The organism is Streptococcus parauberis NCFD 2020, assembly GCF_000187935.1.
GTDB lineage: Bacteria > Bacillota > Bacilli > Lactobacillales > Streptococcaceae > Streptococcus > Streptococcus parauberis.
Genome location: NZ_AEUT02000001.1, coordinates 1284076 through 1305130 on the forward strand (window position 1 = coordinate 1284076; position 21055 = coordinate 1305130).

22 protein-coding genes and 1 pseudogene are annotated in these 21055 nt (G+C 35.3%); 4 read left to right on the forward strand and 19 right to left on the reverse strand.

Annotated elements, in window-relative coordinates; genetic code table 11:
* The first annotated feature begins 9 nt into the window (after positions 1-9).
* Entirely contained in the window at positions 10-345 is a 336-nt protein-coding gene (locus tag SPB_RS06390) for a hypothetical protein (protein WP_003103824.1), read from the forward strand.
* Positions 346-423: 78 nt separating this feature from the next.
* On the opposite strand, the gene SPB_RS06395 is transcribed toward SPB_RS06390, so the two are convergent.
* Complete coding sequence (locus SPB_RS06395) at positions 424-624, reverse strand: helix-turn-helix domain-containing protein (RefSeq protein WP_003102601.1); 201 nt, start codon at positions 622-624, stop codon at positions 424-426.
* Between the two features lie 157 nt (positions 625-781).
* On the opposite strand from SPB_RS06395, the gene SPB_RS06400 reads away from it, so the two are divergent.
* A complete protein-coding gene (locus SPB_RS06400) occupies positions 782-1144 on the forward strand; it encodes a helix-turn-helix domain-containing protein (RefSeq protein ID WP_003104960.1) in 363 nt (120 codons plus the stop codon).
* Positions 1145-1295: 151 nt separating this feature from the next.
* Here the strand turns inward: SPB_RS06400 and scrK are convergent, their stop codons facing one another.
* The 7 genes from scrK to SPB_RS11370 all read right to left on the reverse strand — a co-directional run bounded on the left by scrK (position 1296) and on the right by SPB_RS11370 (position 9286).
* On the reverse strand, positions 1296-2180 hold the full coding sequence (gene scrK / locus SPB_RS06405; RefSeq protein ID WP_003103475.1) for a fructokinase ScrK: 885 nt from the start codon (positions 2178-2180) through the stop codon (positions 1296-1298).
* Between the two features lie 23 nt (positions 2181-2203).
* Positions 2204-3595, reverse strand: a complete 1392-nt coding sequence (locus SPB_RS06410; protein WP_003102530.1) for a glycoside hydrolase family 32 protein — start codon at positions 3593-3595, stop codon at positions 2204-2206.
* A 13-nt stretch (positions 3596-3608) separates the two neighbouring features.
* A complete protein-coding gene (locus SPB_RS06415; RefSeq protein WP_003105160.1) occupies positions 3609-5219 on the reverse strand; it encodes an ABC transporter substrate-binding protein in 1611 nt (536 codons plus the stop codon).
* Between the two features lie 20 nt (positions 5220-5239).
* On the reverse strand, positions 5240-6127 hold the full coding sequence (locus tag SPB_RS06420) for a carbohydrate ABC transporter permease (protein ID WP_003103942.1): 888 nt from the start codon (positions 6125-6127) through the stop codon (positions 5240-5242).
* 9 nt (positions 6128-6136) lie between these two features.
* Complete coding sequence (locus SPB_RS06425) at positions 6137-7054, reverse strand: ABC transporter permease (RefSeq protein ID WP_003105883.1); 918 nt, start codon at positions 7052-7054, stop codon at positions 6137-6139.
* Positions 7055-7204: 150 nt separating this feature from the next.
* The gene (locus SPB_RS06430) at positions 7205-8191 is read right to left on the reverse strand and encodes a LacI family DNA-binding transcriptional regulator (protein WP_003103231.1); all 987 of its coding nucleotides are present in this window, start codon (positions 8189-8191) and stop codon (positions 7205-7207) included.
* 891 nt (positions 8192-9082) lie between these two features.
* Entirely contained in the window at positions 9083-9286 is a 204-nt protein-coding gene (locus SPB_RS11370; RefSeq protein ID WP_175282148.1) for a hypothetical protein, read from the reverse strand.
* A gap of 178 nt (positions 9287-9464) precedes the next feature.
* Here SPB_RS11370 and SPB_RS10880 point away from each other — a divergent pair, with 178 nt between their 5' ends.
* Positions 9465-10331, forward strand: a complete 867-nt coding sequence (locus tag SPB_RS10880) for a hypothetical protein (protein ID WP_003105707.1) — start codon at positions 9465-9467, stop codon at positions 10329-10331.
* A gap of 172 nt (positions 10332-10503) precedes the next feature.
* On the opposite strand, the gene SPB_RS06440 is transcribed toward SPB_RS10880, so the two are convergent.
* The 6 genes and pseudogenes from SPB_RS06440 to SPB_RS06460 form a co-directional block, all read right to left on the reverse strand.
* Positions 10504-11979: a CHAP domain-containing protein gene (locus tag SPB_RS06440; protein WP_037621184.1), complete on the reverse strand. Its 1476-nt coding sequence runs from the start codon at positions 11977-11979 to the stop codon at positions 10504-10506.
* A gap of 125 nt (positions 11980-12104) precedes the next feature.
* Positions 12105-12341, reverse strand: coding sequence for a DUF4176 domain-containing protein (locus SPB_RS06445; protein WP_003103542.1), 237 nt, complete (start codon positions 12339-12341; stop codon positions 12105-12107).
* 23 nt (positions 12342-12364) lie between these two features.
* Positions 12365-12748: a hypothetical protein gene (locus SPB_RS11520; RefSeq protein WP_003104818.1), complete on the reverse strand. Its 384-nt coding sequence runs from the start codon at positions 12746-12748 to the stop codon at positions 12365-12367.
* Positions 12749-12999: 251 nt separating this feature from the next.
* Positions 13000-13194 (reverse strand): annotated as a pseudogene (locus SPB_RS11080) (hypothetical protein); the annotation flags it as partial.
* A 282-nt stretch (positions 13195-13476) separates the two neighbouring features.
* Positions 13477-14181: a hypothetical protein gene (locus tag SPB_RS06455; RefSeq protein WP_139058235.1), complete on the reverse strand. Its 705-nt coding sequence runs from the start codon at positions 14179-14181 to the stop codon at positions 13477-13479.
* Positions 14178-14522, reverse strand: coding sequence for a PadR family transcriptional regulator (locus tag SPB_RS06460; protein ID WP_003104807.1), 345 nt, complete (start codon positions 14520-14522; stop codon positions 14178-14180). The genes SPB_RS06455 and SPB_RS06460 overlap by 4 nt, the downstream gene beginning before the upstream one ends.
* Positions 14523-14703: 181 nt before the next feature.
* Between SPB_RS06460 and SPB_RS06465 the strand changes: the two genes are divergently transcribed.
* The gene (locus SPB_RS06465; protein ID WP_003105677.1) at positions 14704-16341 is read left to right on the forward strand and encodes a phosphoenolpyruvate carboxykinase (ATP); all 1638 of its coding nucleotides are present in this window, start codon (positions 14704-14706) and stop codon (positions 16339-16341) included.
* 39 nt (positions 16342-16380) lie between these two features.
* On the opposite strand, the gene SPB_RS06470 is transcribed toward SPB_RS06465, so the two are convergent.
* Genes SPB_RS06470 through citD form a run of 5 tightly spaced genes read right to left on the reverse strand, consistent with a single transcriptional unit; the run spans position 16381 to position 21036 of the window.
* Positions 16381-17772, reverse strand: a complete 1392-nt coding sequence (locus tag SPB_RS06470) for an oxaloacetate decarboxylase subunit alpha (protein ID WP_003102435.1) — start codon at positions 17770-17772, stop codon at positions 16381-16383.
* A 1-nt stretch (position 17773) separates the two neighbouring features.
* The gene (gene citX, locus SPB_RS06475) at positions 17774-18331 is read right to left on the reverse strand and encodes a citrate lyase holo-[acyl-carrier protein] synthase (RefSeq protein WP_003103521.1); all 558 of its coding nucleotides are present in this window, start codon (positions 18329-18331) and stop codon (positions 17774-17776) included.
* Complete coding sequence (gene citF / locus SPB_RS06480) at positions 18324-19856, reverse strand: citrate lyase subunit alpha (protein ID WP_003105164.1); 1533 nt, start codon at positions 19854-19856, stop codon at positions 18324-18326. Before citF ends, citX begins: the two co-directional genes overlap by 8 nt.
* A complete protein-coding gene (gene citE, locus SPB_RS06485) occupies positions 19856-20743 on the reverse strand; it encodes a citrate (pro-3S)-lyase subunit beta (protein ID WP_003106049.1) in 888 nt (295 codons plus the stop codon). The genes citF and citE overlap by 1 nt, the downstream gene beginning before the upstream one ends.
* The gene (citD, locus tag SPB_RS06490; protein WP_003104254.1) at positions 20731-21036 is read right to left on the reverse strand and encodes a citrate lyase acyl carrier protein; all 306 of its coding nucleotides are present in this window, start codon (positions 21034-21036) and stop codon (positions 20731-20733) included. The genes citE and citD overlap by 13 nt, the downstream gene beginning before the upstream one ends.
* Positions 21037-21055 lie beyond the last annotated feature (19 nt).

The window sequence follows — 21055 nt, forward strand, 5'->3', positions numbered from 1 at the left end:
GAGAGAAACATGAAACAAGTCGCAAAAGAAAAATACGGCAATAGCTTTCATTTTTGGTACCAAGCAGACTTGATGTCTGACCATGAATATGGCAAAATTTTTAATACAGATTTTGCCAACTTAGATCAAGTTAAAGAAGTAATTCTTGCTGATATAGAGCAGGCTCAAGATAATCAAGTCTACTATTGGTATTTTGGAGAAACTCTAGAAGAAACAGTTCTAATGGTCAAGATTACTAACCAACAAGTTGATGCTCAAATCAATCTAAAAGACTTTGATTTTGCCCTCAACTGGGATGCTATCAAATTCTGGAAAGAAGATTTAGAAAAAAATCTATTTAACTAAAAAATAAGGTATCCTTTGGATACCTTATTTTTTATGTTAGGAAAGGAGATATTGAAGCAAATTCATAAATTCCGAAGTTTACCCTAAAAAAATATCATCAACTGTGACTGATAAGACTTCGGCAATAGCTTTTAATTTCTCATACTTAGCTCTTCGTAGAACAGCTACATCTTTTTCATAGCGGGCAATAGTTCTAACTGAAATATCAGTTTTATTGGCTAACTGTTCTTGCGTCAATTTTTTAGCCAATCTCAGTGATTTGAGAGATGTTTGTGACAATTGGTGACCTCCTTTTTATTTATTAAGGAATTATGATATCTATATTATAAACTTCGGTTTTTATGAAGTCAATACTTTCAGACAATTTTTTTTCAAAAACTTCCGATTCTAGGTGCTTTATGATATGATATGATTTAGAAATAGTTGGAGGTCAAAAATGTCAGGACAAAAAAGTCTCTTTGCTCGAAATTTAAAATATCTTAGATTAAAAAATAAGATGGAACAATTAGAACTTGCTGAGTACCTTGGCCGTAAAAGTTCCTCTTCAATTAGTGAATGGGAAAAAGGGAAGTATACTCCAAAAACAGATATCCTTGGAAAAATTGCTAATCTCTTCAAAGTTTCTTTAACTGAACTAATGGAGGTCGATTTAGCAGATCGTCAAAACTATCCCCTCCCGAAACGTCATTTGCATGACCTACAAATGATCTCTGAACAGCTCGATGAGTCCTATTTTAAAAAATTATTGGACTTTGGCGAAGAACTACTAGAAAAACAAAATACTAATAACAAAAAATAGCCTCTTTATGTACTGACCCCCAATTGTTAGATTTTATGTCTAACTTTTAGGGAGCAGTACATTATAGGAGACTATTTTTTTATTCAATAAAATCAGGACTGTAAGTTTTCTGATTTGTTTAGTAGCTGAATATCATTTAGTAAATATAATATTAATTATTTTCAAGATCGATTTTTCTGGCCAGGTAAAAATTACCTAAAGTGGCACTCCCGTTATTCTCAATGATTGGTGTCACGATATAATCCTCTAAGGGAGGGACTGTAATATAATCATTTAAGAGTTTACTAAATTGTTTTCTAACTAGTTGTAAAACATGATTTTGTGACATTACACCTCCTCCTAAAACAATAATTTCAGGTCTAAGAGTTAACGTAGTCTGTAAAAGAGCTTGTGCAATATAATATGCTTGAATTTCCCAAACAGAATGATTCTCTGCAATATTTTCCCCACGAATACCCGTTCTTGCTTCCAGACTTGGTCCAGCAGCCAGTCCTTCTAAGCAATCCTTGTGAAATGGACAAATTCCAACAAACTCTTGATCCTTTGGATGTTTTGCTACAAGAATATGTCCCATTTCGGGATGCCCAATTTGACCAATTTCCATACTTGCTTGAATTGCTCCCGCTCCGATACCTGTTCCAACAGTATAATAAACTAAACTATTGATGTCCGATCGCTGTGTCATTTCACCCTGAGCAGATGCGTTTACATCAGTTGTCACATGAATGGGAACTTGTAAAGATTCTGTTAAGAATCCAAAAAGATCTGTATGTGACCAGCCCATCTTTGGTGTGTCTTGTATACAACCATAGGTTTCTGATCCTTTAATAATATCTATTGGCCCAAATGAGGCTAGAGAAATAGCCTTTAAGTCAGATGTAAATTGTTTAAAGTAATCAACTGTTTTAGTTAGAGTTGATTTTGGATCTTCAGTTGAAAATTGCACACTATCAATAATGTTCAAAAGCTTGTCACCAACAGCACAAACAAATTTAGTCCCGCCAGCTTCGATACTTCCATATAATTCATTTGCCATCTCTTAGTACTTTCCCTTCATTACTAATTTGTGACCCACTTAGACTTGGTTTCTTCAAGGATTGGTTGACTGTTTGTCAAATAGTAAGTTGAACTTAAAACTGCTTGTCCATCATTTACAATGATTTCAATTGCATTTTTATCAATGATGACTGTTAATTTATCAGCCTTAATTTTTGATGCTTTCAAGTCAATTGGCCACTCTTCCTCACCTTTGATGACTTGAGCTTGTTCAGAACGATTGATATAAACAATATCTTCTTCTTGATCATAGCCGAAGTGAATAGCATCACCCTCTTCACCAAGTCGATAGTGTATCGAAGATGAAGGATTTGTGACTAATTTTCCAGCTGTCTCTACTGCCTGATTTAAAGGTAAAGTTGGGAGATTTTCAACTACCTCTACAAGAAATGCCTGCTTAATTCCATTCTCAAAGGGATGCAATTCTCGTGGCATAGTCATTTGCCCAGCCCATTTATGATTTAGTTCATGCGTTGGTAAGGTTCTTCCCCAAGTATGCATCCAAGCAATCATAATACGACGACCTTTTTCATCAACTAATGTTTGTGGAGCATAAAAGTCATGTCCTTGATCAAGTTCTGTCAGTGAATCCATCTTAAATGTTTTAGTTTCCCAATCAACTTCACCTTTTAAAATCACTGAAGAATTAATATTTGTAAAATGAAACTGGTCTCTTGGAAAACGCATCGGTGAAAGAACAAGGTATGACGTGCCGTCAATTTCGAAGTAATCTGGGCATTCCCACATCACTCCCTGATTTTTCTGTCCCTCGAGAAAAATTGATTCAAAGGACCAGTCAATCAAGTTTAATGATGATAAGAGTATAATACTACCAACATGTTTTTTGTCTTGTGCAGCTACAACTGCATAGTAAATACCATCCTTTTCAAATACTTTTGGATCCCTAAAATCAGACTTAACAATTGTATCAGGAAGGATTTCTCCAGTGGCAACTGGGTTCTTGTCCAGTTTTTTGAATGTAATACCATCTGTAGAGTATGCCATATTTTGAACCTGCTGATTCCCATTTTCAGCATCAATAATATTTCCTGTATACATCAACCACAATTTATCATCTTTAACAATAGCACTACCTGAGAAACAACCATCTTTATCATATGGCATATCTGGTGCCAGAGCAATTGGAAGATGCTCCCAAGTTAAAAAGTCTTTTGTTTTAGCATGACCCCAGTGCATTGGCCCCCACTCAGTTCCATATGGGTAGTGTTGGTAAAAAAGATGATATTCACCTTTGAAAAAGATAAAGCCATTAGGATCATTAATCCATCCAATTGGAGCTGTAAAATGAATTTCTGGTTTAAATTGATTTTTCACGGATTGACTGTTTTCCTTGGTAAATGCATTTGCTTTTTCAATTGTGAATTTATAAGTCATTCTTTTTCTCCTCTTATTTGGATTCTAGATAATCATCATAATATTTTTGTTTAATACTTAAATACTCTGACAACCCATATTTTTCTAATTCTTTTTTGTAACCATCCCACTCTTGATCTACATTACCTTTAGTAATCCACTCAGCACGTTTTCTTGCAATGAAATCAAGCATATCTGCTTCAATTTGAGCTATTTTATCAAGGTCTTTTTCTTTCATGAAGACTTTAGGATAAGTATTCTCATTCTTCATATATGGTACATAATTTTCTTTTAAAATATCTAAACGCCATTTAGCATCATCAGGCATAGTTGTCACTTTTCCATAATAACTATCAAGAATGGCTAGTGGGCCTCCAACTTCAGTTTTCTGTCTAATCTCAGTAGGAGCTGTACCTCCCAGTGGTAAATGTTTCAACATTTTATTTGCTTTATCAAAACTAAAGATATTTTGTTGTTTTTTATCACCATATGTACCCCAGTTATTTTGAACAGACTGTAGTGGTTTATATTGTTGATCAATCCATTTTGCTGTTAATTCTAAGTTTTTATTGGAACTTGTGATAACCATTTTGTCACGCGCAAAGCCTGAATTATTAGTTCTTGTCACATTTTTTTGTCCATCAGGGCCTGCTAATACTGGTAATACTTCGTAATCATCATTATCGCCAGAGATATTATTTTTATCCCAAGTAAAGTAAACACCATATTTTTGTTCACTACCTTTTGCAACATATGAATTCCAGTCCTGTTCGAAGGCTTCACTATCAATTAATCCTTTTTCTTGAAGAGAACGAATATATTTGACACCCTCTTTAAATGAATCATTGTCAGCTGTGAAATCTACTTTATTATCATTTGAAACAACAATATGATCATCATTGTCTCCTTCACCAAATGCGCCAAACAATAACTTCATATCTTCATTTCCAGGTTGATTAATAAATGACATTGGAATTTCATCAGCTTTACCATTACCATTAGGATCTTTTGTTTTAAAAGCTTCCAGGACAACTTTCAATTCCTCTGTAGTTTTAGGCATTTCTAACCCTAATTTATCCAACCACTTTTTGTTAATCCAAGCCATATCATTAACACTATGGATAGACTCTTTGCCCTGACCTAACTCTTCAATCCAAGGGAATGAGTAGATATGCCCATCAGGTGCTGTAATCATAGATTTATATTCAGGTTTTTCTTCTAACACTTTTTGAAGATTCGGCATATATTTTTTAATCAAATCTTCTACTGGAACAATTACCCCTTGCTTAGCCCATGACATCAACTCAATATCGGATGCACCATCATTATGAATGGCATCTGGCAAATCACCACTTGAAATATCAAGATTTCTTTTTTCACCGAAGTCAGATTGATAGTTTGTCCAATCAATATGGACACCAGTTTCTTTTTCAAGTCGTTTTAAAATCAATTTATCATTTGGGTCTTTTGGAGCTAGCGCTGAACTAGTCGTCATAAATTTTAATGTGACATCTTTTTTAACAGGGAAAGAAACATTTTTAAGTTCATAATCCGGACTAGAAACCTCATTTTTTGATCCACAAGCAGTTAATAGACAAGTACTAGCTAATGCTAGCATACCAACGTAAATATTTGATTTTTTCATCGAAAATCTCCTTTAAATTTTTACCCTTTTAGTGATCCTGCCATAATACCTTTATCAAAATATTTCTGGAAGAATGGATACATAATAATCAACGGCAAGCTTGAAATAATAATCGTTGCATATTTAATCATTTCTGCAATCTTTTTCATTTCATTCATAGCTGCCTGAGCCCCTATCATATCTTTACTAACTTCACTTTGTATTAAGATATTTCTTAATACTAATTGTAGGGGAGCTAAATCTGGATCTTTTATATAAATCATTGCATCAAAGTAGGAATTCCATTGACCTACGAATGCATATAAGAATAGAACAAACATAATTGGTTTGGCTAATGGCAACATAATCTTGAAGAATATCTGCATATCATTTGCACCATCAATAACTGCAGCTTCCACTAACTCATCAGGAATACTCTGAAAATATGTTCTGGCCAAAATAATATTCCAAACATTAACAGCTCCTGGAATAATAATTGCCCACATAGTATTTAACATCCCTAAATTCTTAATTAGTAAGTAAGTTGGTACTAACCCACCACCAAAGAACATGGTAAAAATGAGGAAGTAATTTATCCATTTCCGTCCAACTAAATCCTTTTTTGACAATGGATAGGCTGTTAATACAGAAACTGCAACAGTAATAATAGAAAATAAAGTTGAATAAATAAATGAATTTAAAAAACCTCTTAAAATTGCTGAGTCTCCTAAAACTCGCTTATAACCATCAACTGTCCAATCATTTGGATTTAAACTTAAACCTTGATTTGCTAATACTTGTGGATCCATAAAGGATGCGATCAGGACATATCCCAATGGTAAAATTGTTATCAAAATTAGAAATCCCAGTAGAATTTTATTAACAATAAGAACTCGCTTATCAAAATCTGAATATAATTGTGTATTCATTGTCTCGCCCTATATCCCTTCTCCATTATTCATCCGTTCAACAATTTTATTAACAGAAAACAGGAGAATCATATTGATGACTGAATTGAATATTCCAACTGCTGTAGAATAAGAATAATCTCCTGATACAAGACCAACTTTATAAACATAGGTAGAAATAATTTCAGATGTTGTTAGATTTAATGATGTTTGCATCAGGAATGCTTTTTCATAACCAACATTCATAATATTTCCTGCGGCTAATATAAATTGAATAACCATTATTGGTTTTAATGTTGGCAAATCAATATGGCGAATACGTTGAAAAATATTTGCTCCGTCTAATTGCGCTGCCTCTATTAGGGATGTATCTACATTAACCAAAGTAGCCGTGTACAAAGTAGATGCCCAACCCATTCCTTGCCAGATACCACTAGAAATATACAAAGATCTAAAATAATTAGGATTTGTCATAAAATTAGTGTTAAAACCAAACATTTTTAATAAATCATTGACTGGACCTTCTATAGAAAAGAAAAGAAAGAGCATACCAACAATAACTATGACTGAAATAAAGTTTGGTGCATACAAAATTAATTGTAGTTTCTTTTTAACTCTATCACTAACTAGCTGATTCAGCATAATAGCTAAGATAATTGGTGGAAGAAAACCTAGCAATAATCCGAAAACACTTAACTTGATTGTATTCATTAATATAACTTCAAAGTTAGGGGAAGAAAGAAATTGGTGGAATTCTTGCAATCCAACCCAAGGACTCTTCAAAATCCCTAATAAGGGGTTATAATCTTTAAAAGCAATTAATATGCCGTACATTGGGACATATTTGAAAATAAAAGTTAGGAGTAAGCCAGGTAATAGCATCAGGAAAAGTAACTTTTGCTTTTTCAGTCTTTCTACCACATTTGATTTCCCGTTCTTTTGTTTCATCATATTCTCCTAGTTTTTGAAACGTTTCATTTTTATTTTAAGAAAACAACGTTTCTCCCGATATTTGAAACGTTTCATTTTCTTTGATAAAAAAAAGTAAATTAATTTCTACAGCTAAATTTTATCATTGTTAGCGCTTTCTGTCAATAACTAATTTACAATTTTTGTTGAACTACCTTCTTCAAAGGTAATTGGCAAAATTACTTGTGGCTCATGTGGTTGATTATTTAAGATACACATTAATATATGGATTGCCTCATTAGCCATTTTTTCTAATGGTTGTTTTATTGTGGTAACCGGATAGTGTCTTTCCTTGGCATATTTAATACCGTCGTATCCTATAACTTGAACATCTTCAGGGACATTCTTTCCTAACTTCTCCAATAATGAAATTGCTGTCATTGCTGTAAAATCATTTATTGCAAAAATACCATCAATTTTGGGGTTCAATATGAGAAATTGTTCTAATTGATGATCATAATCAGTAAATGGTTCTTCTAAATCAAAAATAACATAGTCCTTTTCTTTTTGAACTAAATAATCCTCAAAACCATCTCTTCGACGTTTTGTTTCATTGATAGTCTTATTGTGACTACCTAAAAATGCCAACTTGGTGCAACCATGTTCAATTAATTTTTCCGCCGCTAAATTACCACCCGAATAGTTATCTGATGTTACACAAGGAATTTCCTTATTAACATATGTTCTATCAATGCTAACAAAGGGGATACCAGAAGCCAAATAATCATCTATTGGACTATAAGTAATCGCTATTATACCATCAACCTTATTCTGCTGAAGCATATTAATATACTCAATTTCCTTTCGACTACCATCTGTATTACATAGTAACAATTTATAATTAAGCTTACTTAAACCTTCCTCAACATAATAAGCAAATTCTGCAAAAAAGGGATGCCAAATGGTCGGTACAATCAATGCTATTGTTTGAGTTTTACTTGTTTTCATACCTCTTGCGTATGCATCCGGAATATAGTGCAATGCTTCAATTGCAGAGGCAACTTTTTCTAAAGTTGATTCCTTTATTCCGGCTTCATTATTTATAACCCGAGAAACAGTTCCTACACTAACACCAGCTAGTCGTGCCACATCTTTCATTGTAGATGTCTTTTCCATGTTAATCACCTTTCATTTATATTTAGATTATTTTATCATGTTTGCAATCGTTTTCCAACATTTATTATTTTCTTTATGCATTATTAATACATCAATTCTTTCTTTTATTTGAATTAAATGAACCGACAATCTTTTATTCCAATCATAGTTATGACATTTGATATTATAAAATCAAACTGTATAAAAATGAAGACAAATATGTGTCTTGATTTTTTCTGTCTTATCGATTAGTTTTTTGTTTGCGAGAGAGTAGTTTCTGTTTGCAATTGGAAATGCATTCCGCTATTTCTTTTTGGAACTTAGTCTGCGGGGATTGCTGACTGGTTGTAGTAATTTGTTAATGGTCTTTGGGTGATGCCATGTTTTTGATATATAGCTTCGGCTTTTTTGGTGAGTGCTTCAAGTTGTGCGTTTTGATCTACTGTTGCTTCATCAGAATCGCGGGCAGTCAAAAGAATGACTGGGATTAACTTATCAACCTCGCGAATTTTCTCAAGAATAGAAAGCCCATCTGTTCACGGCATCATAATATCTAAAATGAGTAAATCAGGATTTTTAACCAAAAAAGGCCCCATAAAGACTATCCCCATTTTCAAAAGCCTGAACGCAAACTCTTCATGGCTTAAAGAAGATAAAAGATTGCGAATATTTGTTTCATCGTCCACCAGATATATTAAACTTGCCCTATATGACTCCTTAACCATTTAAGTAACACTAAAACTATAGCATAAAGAGGGAAGAGAATACAAGATTTGATTAAAACATCCTAATAATAATGTGGGAAAAGTGTTATAATAGTATAAGGATAAAGGAGAAGACTTATGAGAAAACAATTTATTAAATTAACTGTCTTAACACTTTTTTTATAAGTTTTATATCATTAACAGCTTGTCAATCACAAGATAATTCAAAACCCAAAATAGAAACAAGCCAAATAACTACAAAGAAATCACTAGATTCTAATAAGAATAAAACATCTGATGACAATGCAAAACCAAGTAGTACCAATAATAGTTCTTCAACTACTAATAGTTCTAAAGACGAGTCAATAAATGACACAAGTAAGTATGATATAACTGCTATTGATGCAATCAATAAATCGTTTGGAGTTTGGCTATTTAACTCTGCCTATGCTATAGATAGTATATTAGTAAGTGGAGCTCCTGATGATCCTGCATTTACATCTAACTTCCGAGCAGGAAATGTTGGTGTTTGGTCAAGTCAAACAGTTGATGGACCAATCTTTTTAAGAATCACTGGTTTAACAGAAAATATGGATATAGATACAGGAACCTACCCAACCCCAAACGAATATTATGAAGGTAGTTTAGAAGCATTTAGAACTAAACTAAAATCTTTAAAGATAGCCAGATTAGGTGTTAAAGTTGGAAGTAGTCAAACCTCAGAATATGCTGCTAAAAGCTGTTTCAGATTATATAACTTACCTGACAAAACACACTTAAATTTGTCATTTGAAGAGGAAACTCAACAAATTATTAGTTCTCGTGTTCCCGAGTCTAAGAATTTCAAAGCATCTCATTATGGATACTCATACTTATATGAGGAACTTTTGGCTCCTGATAAACCAAGTTATCAAATCATCTTAGGAAATAATGGGATTGTATACTTGGTATCTGATTACAAGGATGGTAGCAAATCAACTTATAAGCACGCGCCAGAGGATATGCAAAATAAGTATCAGGAACTCTTAAAACAAGAGAAACCTACTGATAATGGTAGTCAAAGTAAAACAGAAAGTTCAAACAATGAACAGATAGTACCTGAAGGTCTCGTAGGTACATGGGAGTACACCTCACCTAGTCAAGGCTATCAAGCATTAACATATGATGCAAAAGGTAATGCAAATCGTGTTGATGATAAAGGAAATAAGTATACTGGTGTAATTAACCCAGTCGAAGAGATTTCTCCTGGACTTTACCATTTCGTAGAATTAAAAGGGGATAATTTCTCAGCGGCATTTCCAGTGCTTGGAATGGGAGGTGCAGGGTTTGAAGCAGAAATGGGTTTTAAATTAAACGGCGATAAATTAACATATGTTCAATGGATCCGTCCAATGAACACTACTTTCAACCCAAGTAACGATAAACTATCTGAACTTGCGACATTTACAAGAAAATAAAAAAAGTAAATCACCTTCAATTTTGTTGGTGATTTACTTTTTTTGTTGACTATTTTTATTTTAATATTAAGATTGGCTATATTACTGACGAATTATTAGATATACTTCTTGACATTGTCTGAACAGCTAAGAAGTTTTTCTTAAGGTTGTTTTGCTTGTCAAAGAATCTCTTTTACTTCTCCCCAACCACATAGGTCAGTTGGCTTGCTTGCGCTGCTGAGAAAGTGCGGTAGGAAATGACGCCTAGTCCAATGCAGTTGGATTCTGAGATGAGGACGGTGCCGTCTTTCTTGACCTCTTCGACAATGGCAACATGCCCGTAAGATGGGTCTGCCCCTGCTTGTCCTGGGCTAAAGGAAAGAGCGTAACCTGCTTTTGGTGTATGGGTTGTTTCATAACCAGCCTTGTTCTTCCAGTCACCACCATTGCCCATAAATTGACCAAAGTGATAGCCAAGTTCTTGCGCACGGTTATAAACATACCAAGTACATTGACCCCATGGATAGGTAACGGCTGAGTAGCCAATCACATGATTAGGCTTAGACAACTTAAAGCTTACTGGTACGGCGGTTAGTAAAGCAGATGACTGCATCTGTAATTCTTTAGGAATGGCTGGTGTGCCACCATGTTGATCAATCCATTGATCAATAGCTTCCATGATTTTAGCACGGCTCTTACCTGTTCCGCTAGTGTCTGTAAAATAAACACCACCTTCAACAGAAATATTTAATCGGCCAGCAGATAAGAGTTTAGCTTTATTATCCTGAATCTCAAAACTCGTATTATGATTTTGGATAATGGTCTCCTCGGTCAACTTAGTCACAGCCACCTGATCATTAAAGGCCTTGGCATGACCCGGATTGTTATCAAATGCCCCATAACCAAACATATTGGCACCGGCTTCTTTAGCTACTCCTTGCGTTCCTAGAGAGCTTTCAGCCATGGCAATGGCAATAATAGCTCGGACGTCAAGTCCGCTTTCTTTTTCCCATTCTAATAGCTTGGCACCATTGATACGATTGGTATCATAGGAAATCCCTGTAGATTTCAGGTAGCCATCCAGTTGCGCTGCAGTGATACCATATCTGTGTGAGAGCAGGTTATGGCTGTATGCATCCTGACCAGTCCAGTGTTCCACATAAGCTGCGCTAGCCATTGCCGAAGGCAGATGAGCAGGCACACTGAAATCAGACCACGAATCCACTGTTGGCAATTGCGCTGGACTTGGAGTTGCTTCTTGTGGTGTCGCTGGAGCAGGTTGAGTCGGTTCTGGCGCAGGCGTTTTGTTGCCTTCAGCCGTACCCGGTTGAGTCTGGCTAGCGTCAGTAGTCGGTGAAGACGATGTTGAAGTGCTAGTTGGCGTCGTGCTTGAGCTAGACGAACTAGAAGGCTCCGTAGAACTTGACGACGGAACTGTCTCCGTCGAAGATGAAGGAGCCGTCGTTTGATCCGTACTAGTAGCTGTCTCACTAGATGAACTAGTAGCCGTACTATCCGTCGCCCCTTCCGTTGACGTCATCGATGTCGTGCTCGACGACGATTGACTGGTGCTAGGAGTCGTATCCTCCGCCAAAACACTTAAAGTTTGAATGCTTGGAACGGCCAAAGCCACAAGCATCAGCATTGTAATGTATTTATCTTTTTTCAAAATTTTCAATTCTTTTCTATTTTTTCTGTTAAATGATTTGTCTCTAATAAATCTTCTATTAATTATCTACATCTCCCTTTGAATAGATAGAGTCAAATTCATATTACCATAATCATTTTGAAATTTCAATTCATCTTCGTTTTCGTAACCTTTAAAAAAACATTCTCAATATTTTCAATATTAAAGAAATATACATTTTCTGGACTTACCATCCCTTGTGGTATTAACACTGATCCATAATCAAAATATACTTCTGATCCATTTTCCTCAATGATGGCTGCTCTTGTAACTATCATTACTTCACTACCATCTCCATTTTTTAATGTAACAACACTACCTAGTGGTAAAATTTCTTCATTCATATCAGTCCTCTTTCTTTTACTAACTATTTATTTTTGCGAACATTTTCTACTGCTTTAATAAACCTAATAGGATTGTTTTGAAAAATACCAATCACCATCACTGCTGGCATTATACCCATTAAACTATACATTACAATTTCACTTTTTATTGGAGAACCAAATGAGTGAACTACGATATTAATGATAAGGATGGGTAAAAATCCACTAGCACCTATTATCGATGTTATTATCCATATATAAATTTTTTTGCCTATAGTGATTTTTTTGTCTCCAAAATTATTCCAAATTAAATTTCCATTAGCTGCAATTAAAAATTCTTTTTTTGTTGTAATTTCTCCGATTTTTACATGTTTGTATAATGCTTGCTCTACAAGAATCAGCATTCCTAAAAATTCTAAAATCCACAATAGTACTAGTATCCCTAATATTGTTTTATTATATATACCAAAAGAAATGGCCGTAATTCCTAAACTTCCAAATAATATTAGTAATGAAATAATAAGAGGAATATACTTATTATAGTTACCCGCTTTTTCTGTATTTATTAGTTTACTTTTTCAGATGAAAGTATTTCTCCTGTTCTCGTATTATAGTAAACCACACCTTTATTAGTTTCTCCAATATAAATTTTTTTTCTTAATAACATCTCATTTCCTTTACCATTACTTTGAACCTTATCATAAATGCTAGTAGCTTTATCTCCTAATCGTTCTAAGTAAGCAGAATTATTTACCCCTATATGAGCATTTGAAATAAAATCGCGTAGTCCATCCGCATCCTTGTTAGTACCTGCGTATGCAATGTAAGTCTCTCCAGTTTGTTTATCCTTTACTGCGATAGCAACTATACCGGTTATATCTTATACAAGTGTCCAAAACTAGAAAAAATGCACATTTACTAAAGTTTTACATCCTATTTGCAAAATATTTACAATCACGAGCTTTTATTTTACTTCTATCTTTCTAATTGTTAGCATGCTAATTTTTTATATTAAGATATGATTTTCCTTTTTTTACTAAAAAAGCACCTCCAATTTTTTTGGGGGTGCTTTGTCTGAGAATTGTCTTTTAAAGATTCTAATTTTCTGATGCTAATTATCTATAAAGATATCTCGCTCATGGTTTAGCTATGCCTCTCAGAGTGGTGTGTTGTAGGTTTTATCCAGATAGTTGCTGAGGCCAAATTTAGCCAGCGCTAGCAATCCTCCTAAAGGAAGATAATACCAAATAGGTCCATGTAGCACGCTTACGTCTAGTGATCGATTTAGAAAAGGTAATCCAAAAATAATCATGATGATTGGGAGACAATAGACGATGAAACGTCTTCTCATGGCTTTGTCAGTTAGGGAATAGGTTCCTTTAACAATCATTTCCACGATAGCAATTGAAACGATGATGATTACAATCATTAGCAGTATGTCTAGCCATGTAATAGTCATTGTAAACTCTGGACTTTTATGGTTGACAATGCGTTCTAAACAATAAGTTAGGATATCCCCTGCTAAAAAGATTAGTGAGAAGTTAAAAACTAAAAGCAATATCATATTGAGATGTCTTAAAAAATTTTCTGTAGCATTCATTTTTGGCAACGAAGCAATAACATCATCAATGAAAGCTTGCTTATCCTGACCAAAAATGTCTTCTAACCTTTCGCCACGATCTTGCCCTTCCAGCAATAGCGAAACCAAATCGTTGCGGATTTCTTCTTGATGGTAGTCATTAATTTTGGCCCCCCGCAGATATACTATCATATCAGTATAATCCTTGGAGTAAACTTCCTTGATACCATCTTCTAATCTACCATTTTCCTTTTGTAGTGCTTTGACTTTGTTCATCTTCATTCTACCTCTCTCAGATCGCTATTTTCATTACTTAAGAGTTGGTTGATCGCAGAGCTGAGCGACAGCCAATTTTCTTTAAAGTCTGCTAATTGTTGTAAGCCAGTATCCGTTAAACTATAATATTTACGTTTTGGCCCTTGCGGCGATGGTTTAGCTATGCCTTCAATTGACTTACTGCTCTGCAATCTTAAAATAATCGGATAAATGGTTCCTTCAGAAACTGTCCCAAATCCGTAGGCTTCCAATTTTTTTGAGATTTCATAAGCATAAGTTTCTTCTTGCCTAATGATCTCTAATATGGCACCTTCCAATAAGCCTTTTAACATCTGTGATGGAATCAAATAGACCACCTCTTTCACTATCTTGTAATACAAGTTACTTTATCTAACTATATTGTATTGCAAGTTAGTGTACTTGTCAAGAGATTATTTGGGTTTAAATGTGTTCTTTTTCACACATTTAATTGTTGTATGCGTTTACATTTGGTACAATAGGATTGAATATTTATACAGGAGGTGTATTATGACAACCATCGGGCATTATAAAAACGAGGATATTAATTTACAAAATTCCCACTTTTCATCTTGCAAAACAATTATAGAAACTGCTTTTTATGGTAATAATGTACAAGTTATCAATTCTATAAAAGAAGCTTATCAGTTAGCTGCTGCTGCTCCAAATACAATTGTTCTGGATCAGAAGATTAAACATGCTAAGGACTTAGAACTGGATGAAGATACGCATGTCATTGTCGCAAATGGTGGAGCTGTTGTTGGTCGAACTGCAAAGGCTCGACGTATAAAAGGTCAAGAACCTAACGAAGATAAAAATATTGAAGCTCTACTAAGAGAGGATATTTACCAATCTAGCTTCAAACCATTCATTTCAGCTCAGTCTGTAGTTGGGCTAGATAAACAGTTTATGATTGAAGCTCATATTATGATGCCTAAACAGGAAATCAATAACATGTACTCTTGGCTTCTTAATTTCCAAATTCTTAATGATAATTATCAAGCACTTCTTGAGCAGTCTCTTACATATGACGAAAATGATATTTTTATCTATTTCAATCCTGATTGGAAACATGATAATTACCCAGATGGATTAGCATATTTTGATACAAAACAGAATGTCGCTGCTATTTTGGGCATGAATTATTTTGGTGAAATAAAAAAAGGGACTTTAACCTTAGCTTGGGCAACTGCTGCACGAAATAATTACGTCGCTTGTCATGGAGGTCTTAAAGAATTTAGAAAAGATGGTGAGCTTTATGTAGCTTCTTTCTTTGGCTTATCGGGATCAGGTAAATCAACATTAACCCATGCAAAACATGATAATAAATATGAAATTCAAGTACTTCATGATGATGCCTTTGTCATTTCTACTAAGGATGGTTCTGCGGTAGCTCTGGAACCGGCTTACTTTGATAAAACTAATGATTATCCAGTGGGTCATCCTGAGCAAGATTATTTCTTAACTGTCCAAAACTGTGGAGTCACTTTAAATGAATCAGGAGAACGTGTTTTGGTGACTGAGGATATCCGAAATGGAAACGGTCGAACGATCAAATCTCGTTATTCAACTCCAGACCGAGTTGATGTCATTCATGAACCTATTTCAGCCATATTTTGGATAATGAAAGATGAATCTCTCCCTCCACTTGTTAAAATTAGTGATCCGACACTTGCTTCAGCATTTGGTTGTACTCTTATGACAAAACGTTCTAATGCAGAAAATACTAGCGGCGATTTAGGAAAACTGGTCATTGAACCGTATGCTAATCCATTCCGGATTTATCCATTAATTGAAGATTTTGAGAAATTCCATGACTTGTTTGCCTCAGGTGTTGAAGCCTATATTATCAACACTGGATCTTATTTGAATACTAAAATCAGTAAGGAGATTTCCTTATCTTGTATTGAGAAACTAGTAGATGGTGATGCAATGTTTAAAGATTTTGCGCATCTACCAGAGTTCTCCTATCTAGACATAGCAGATTTTAAAGTCGACGAGAATGATACTCATTACTTAGCTTTATTAAAAGATCGCATGGCCTTTCGATTGGATTATTTAAAAGAATTTCAGACTTCAGAAAAAGATAATTCCTTATTAGCAGACAGCATCTCCAAATTAGAAACTATTATTGAGCAATTAACTTAAAATCAAAAAAACTTAGGTAGTTATACTACCTAAGTTTTTTTAGTCAATGTCAATTGTGACCTGAACTTCTTGGAATGGTACATCGTAGAATGGATCTTCTCGACGTCCCAAGAAATCCTTAGCCTGATTTGGGAAAGAAGCATAACTTAATACATCTTCTTCCGATTTAGCATATTGGGCAATTTCTTCACGTAATTTTGGTAATTGCGGCTCAATCAAATCAGCTGGTCTGATTGTCATAACTTCTTCCTCACCAATAATTTTTTCTTTTATTCCCTCAGCTAGTGGTGCCGGTGGTCTACCATATAAGCCACGAACATAATCTTTAATTTCATTAGGAACGATTTTATAACGCTCACCTGAAATGACATTCATTAGGGCTTGTGTACCAACCATTTGAGAAAGTGGTGTTACTAATGGTGGATAGCCAAGGTCTGCACGCACACGTGGTACCTCTGCTAAAACTTCTTCATATTTATCATCTAATCCCTGTTCAGATAATTGACTAAGGAGATTCGATAACATTCCACCAGGAACCTGATAAATCAAGGTTTTAGGTTCAATATCTTTTACCTTTGGATTAAGTAAACCTTCTGAACGGAAATGATCACGAACAGTATTAAGGTGGCTAGCAACTTTCTCAACTTCTTTCAGATTAAGTCCAGTTTCAAATCCTAAATCTTCAAGACCCATAACAACAGATTCAGTTGCCGGCTGACTGGTGCCTCCTGCAAAAGAAGATACTGCTGTATCAATGATATCTGCACCTGCCTCAGCTACTTTTAAATAAGTCATTTCTGAAATTCCACCCGTTGCATGTGTATGAATTTCTAAGGGGAGATCAATTCTTGCTTTAATTCCTTTAACCAAGTCATAGCCGGTTTGTGGTGTTAAAACACCTGCCATATCTTTGATACAGATAGAATCTGCACCCAATTTAGCATATTCTTCTGCCAAATGGACAAAATAATCTACAGTATGGACAGGACTAGTTGTATAAGATATTGCAACTTGTGCATGGCCACCAAATTCTTTAGTTGCTGCTACTGCAGTTTGTAGGTTTCTTGGATCGTTCAAAGCATCAAATATACGGATAATATCAATCCCATTCTCAATTGATTTTTGAACAAATTCACGAACTACGTCATCTGCATAATTACGGTAACCAAGAATATTTTGTCCTCGTAATAACATTTGTAGTTTTGTATGTTTGACGGCTTTACGTATCGTACGTAATCTTTCCCATGGATCTTCATTTAAGTAGCGCAAACATGAATCAAATGTTGCACCGCCCCAAACTTCAAGAGCATGGTAGCCGGCATTATCTAGTTGTTCTAAAACAGGTAACATTTGTTCTGTTGTCATCCGAGTGGCAATTTGACTTTGTTGCCCATCTCTTAGAACAGTTTCCGTAATACGGATTTTTGCCATTTCATTCCTCCTTTAAGTTAGTCAAGAAAGGCTCAAGCATTGCGGCAATTTTTTCTTGCATCTCTAAGACAGTATGTTTTCGCGAACGACCACAAGTCTTAGCGTCAGCAGAACAGATAAAACATTGCCTTGCTTCATATCCTAAATCTTTCCGACTGATTGGTACCAGGTGGCCCTCATTCCACCAAAGCACATCAAGATCCATCAATCTTCCAATCGGACTAGCCGTTTCAATAACGATCATTTTTTCTTTTAATTGCTGAGCACTTAAGTCAGTTAGACAATAATATTCCGGACCAGTTTTTTGAAAGACTGTTTTTTCAAAGCCAATGGCTTGAGAGCCTAAGCTATTTTGGATTTGATTAACTACTGTTAGAAATGCTTTTTCTAACAAGTCAGAGCTCTTAACAGCTCCTGGAATATTCATTGTCACTGACAAAAGACTCTGATTGGGATGGTCTTGTAGAAGTGTATACTGTCTATAACTTCTAATTTCACGCGCCCTTAACATGTCATCTAAACAAACAATTTCCCCATTAAATAAGATGTCCTTAGACATTACGGACCACGTCAATGATACTGCCATCACGATATTCAATTAAGGCAACAACCTTATCACCATATTCGATATCATCTGGTTGTCCAACAATTGAATAAGCTTTTTCTTTTAATTCTGCCACAGTAAATTGGGGAACTTTTAATGATTTAAAATGCTCAACTAAGTCAGGACGGTTTGGATTGATTGCAATACCAACTTCTGTTACGATAACGTCGACACTTGTACCAGGAGTGATAACAGTATTAACTTTATCAACAAAGGTTGGAATGCGTCCACGAACAAGTGGTGAAATAACTAAACTCATTTTGGCAGCAAAAGCTGTATCACAATGTCCACCTGATGCTCCACGAATAACACCATCAGAACCTGTCATAACATTAACATTAAAGTCTGTATCAACTTCTAATGCTGATAAAACACAGGTATCTAATTGATTGATTACAGAGCCTTTACTCAATGGTGAGGCATACATGTTGGCATCAATTTCATAATGCTGACTATTTTTATCTAAGGAAATTGCTGATGGATGGTCAAAGTCCTGAACGTCAAGAATCTTTTCAACCAGGCCTTCCTCAAGTAATTCAACCATTGCGTTGGTAATTCCACCAAGTGCAAAACTTGCAGTAATACCGTCTTTAATCATTTGTTCACGCATGTAACGTGTTACAGCTAGAGATGCACCACCAGTACCTGTTTGGAAAGAAAATCCTTCCTTGTAATATGGTGAATTAGTTATCACCTCAGAAGCATATTGAGCAATCAAAAGTTCTTTCGGATTTTTTGTAAAACGTGTTGCACCTTTTGCTATGCCATCTGGATTCCCTATTTCATCGACAACAACTACATAATCAACATCCGTTTGTGGGATTGAAATTGGAGTGTTAGGATATGGCATCAAGGTATCTGTGATAATAACCACCTGATCAGCATATTTAGCATCAATCATAGCATAACCTAAAGAACCACAAGTTGCTTTCCCTTTTGTTCCATTAGCATTACCATAAGCATCCGAACTTGGCGCACCTAAGAATGCAACGTCGATATGCACATCCCCAGCTGCGATAGCACGCGCACGACCACCATGTGAACGGATAACTACAGGATTTTCCATGATTCCGGCTGAAATTGCAGCTCCTACTTTATCGCGTAATCCTGAAGAAGTAATATTTGTTACGACACCATTTTTAATATGATCAATTAGTGGTTCATGCACATTTGCAATTGAACTTGGCGCAATTGAGATATTTTTAATACCCATTGCAGCAATTTGTGCAAGAACCATATTCATAACGTAATCACCTTCACGGAAGTGATGGTGAAAAGAGATTGTCATACCATCTTTCAAACCGGTTTTTTCAATCACTTCACGAATGGATGATACTAATTTCTCATCACGTGGTTTAACTGGTTTAATGAGACGACTTGCTTCATTATATTCTTTTACATTTGCTAATTCACCGTCAAATACGCCGTATTGATCAGCATATTTTTGAGGAATGTCACGTTTCACCTTATTTTCAACCATTATAAATCCTCCTCAGTCATTAGCCCTGCTGCTTTGGCTAACATAATGACACGCTCTGCACGTTCAACAATTGGTTTATCAACCATTTTCCCTTTAAGAGATATGACACCAGATCCTTTGCTTTCAGCTTCACGAATGGCCCAAATAACTTCTTTAGCATTCTGAATTTCTTTTTCGCTTGGTGCATAAATCTCATTTACTAGTGGAATTTGTCGAGGATTGATAACTGATTTACCATCAAATCCTAATTGCTTAATCAGTTTCACTTCATTTTGGAAACCTTCTGGATTATTGACATCAGAATATACGGTATCAATCGCTGCTATACCAGCTGCGCGAGCTGCATGGAGAATCATGCTTCTTGCAAAGAATAATTCTTGTCCATCGGGGTAACGACGCGTTTTCATATTTGTAACATAGTCCTCAGCACCTAATGCAATGCCAATTAAGCGGTTTGAAGCTTTTGCGATTTCCCTTGCATTAAGTACACCTTCAGCTGATTCAATGGCTGCCATCATTTTGGTGCGACCAATTTCAATCCCATTTTCACGTTCAACACGTTCAATTACAGCCTCTACATCTATGATATCTTGTGCTGTTTCTGTTTTTGGAAGACGGACAACGTTAACGCCCGCTAGGACAACAGCTTCAATATCTAGCGCCCCAACAGTATCAAGTCCGTTAACACGAACTACCGTTTCGACATTGCTATAATCAAAGGTCTTTAATGCAAAATGAACCAAGGTTCTAGAAGTATCTTTTTCTTTTAAAGACACTGAATCTTCCAAGTCAAACATGATTGAATCCGCACCATAAAGGGGGGCATCACGTAACATGGCTGCATTAGCCCCAGGGACAAACATCATTGTTCTTCTTAAACGTTCCATGAGTCAATCTCCTTCCAATCATATTGATCAAGTCCTACAGCACGATGAACTGCAGCAATTGTTCGAGCTTGTACAGTGCAATCTAATGCACCTTTATCTACTGCGTGGATTCCAATATTTTCAACTTGTAAATTTTTTACTGTTTCTTCAATTACTTGACGAATACGACGACCGAATTGTTTTTCAACACTACTTTCTAAATCAATCTGGATGCCATTGGTAGCAGGACTAACTGTCACCATGATATCACTAGATTCCAGGCTTCCTGCTACGGCAGTTTGCTTAATTTCCATAATTTCACCTCATTATTTA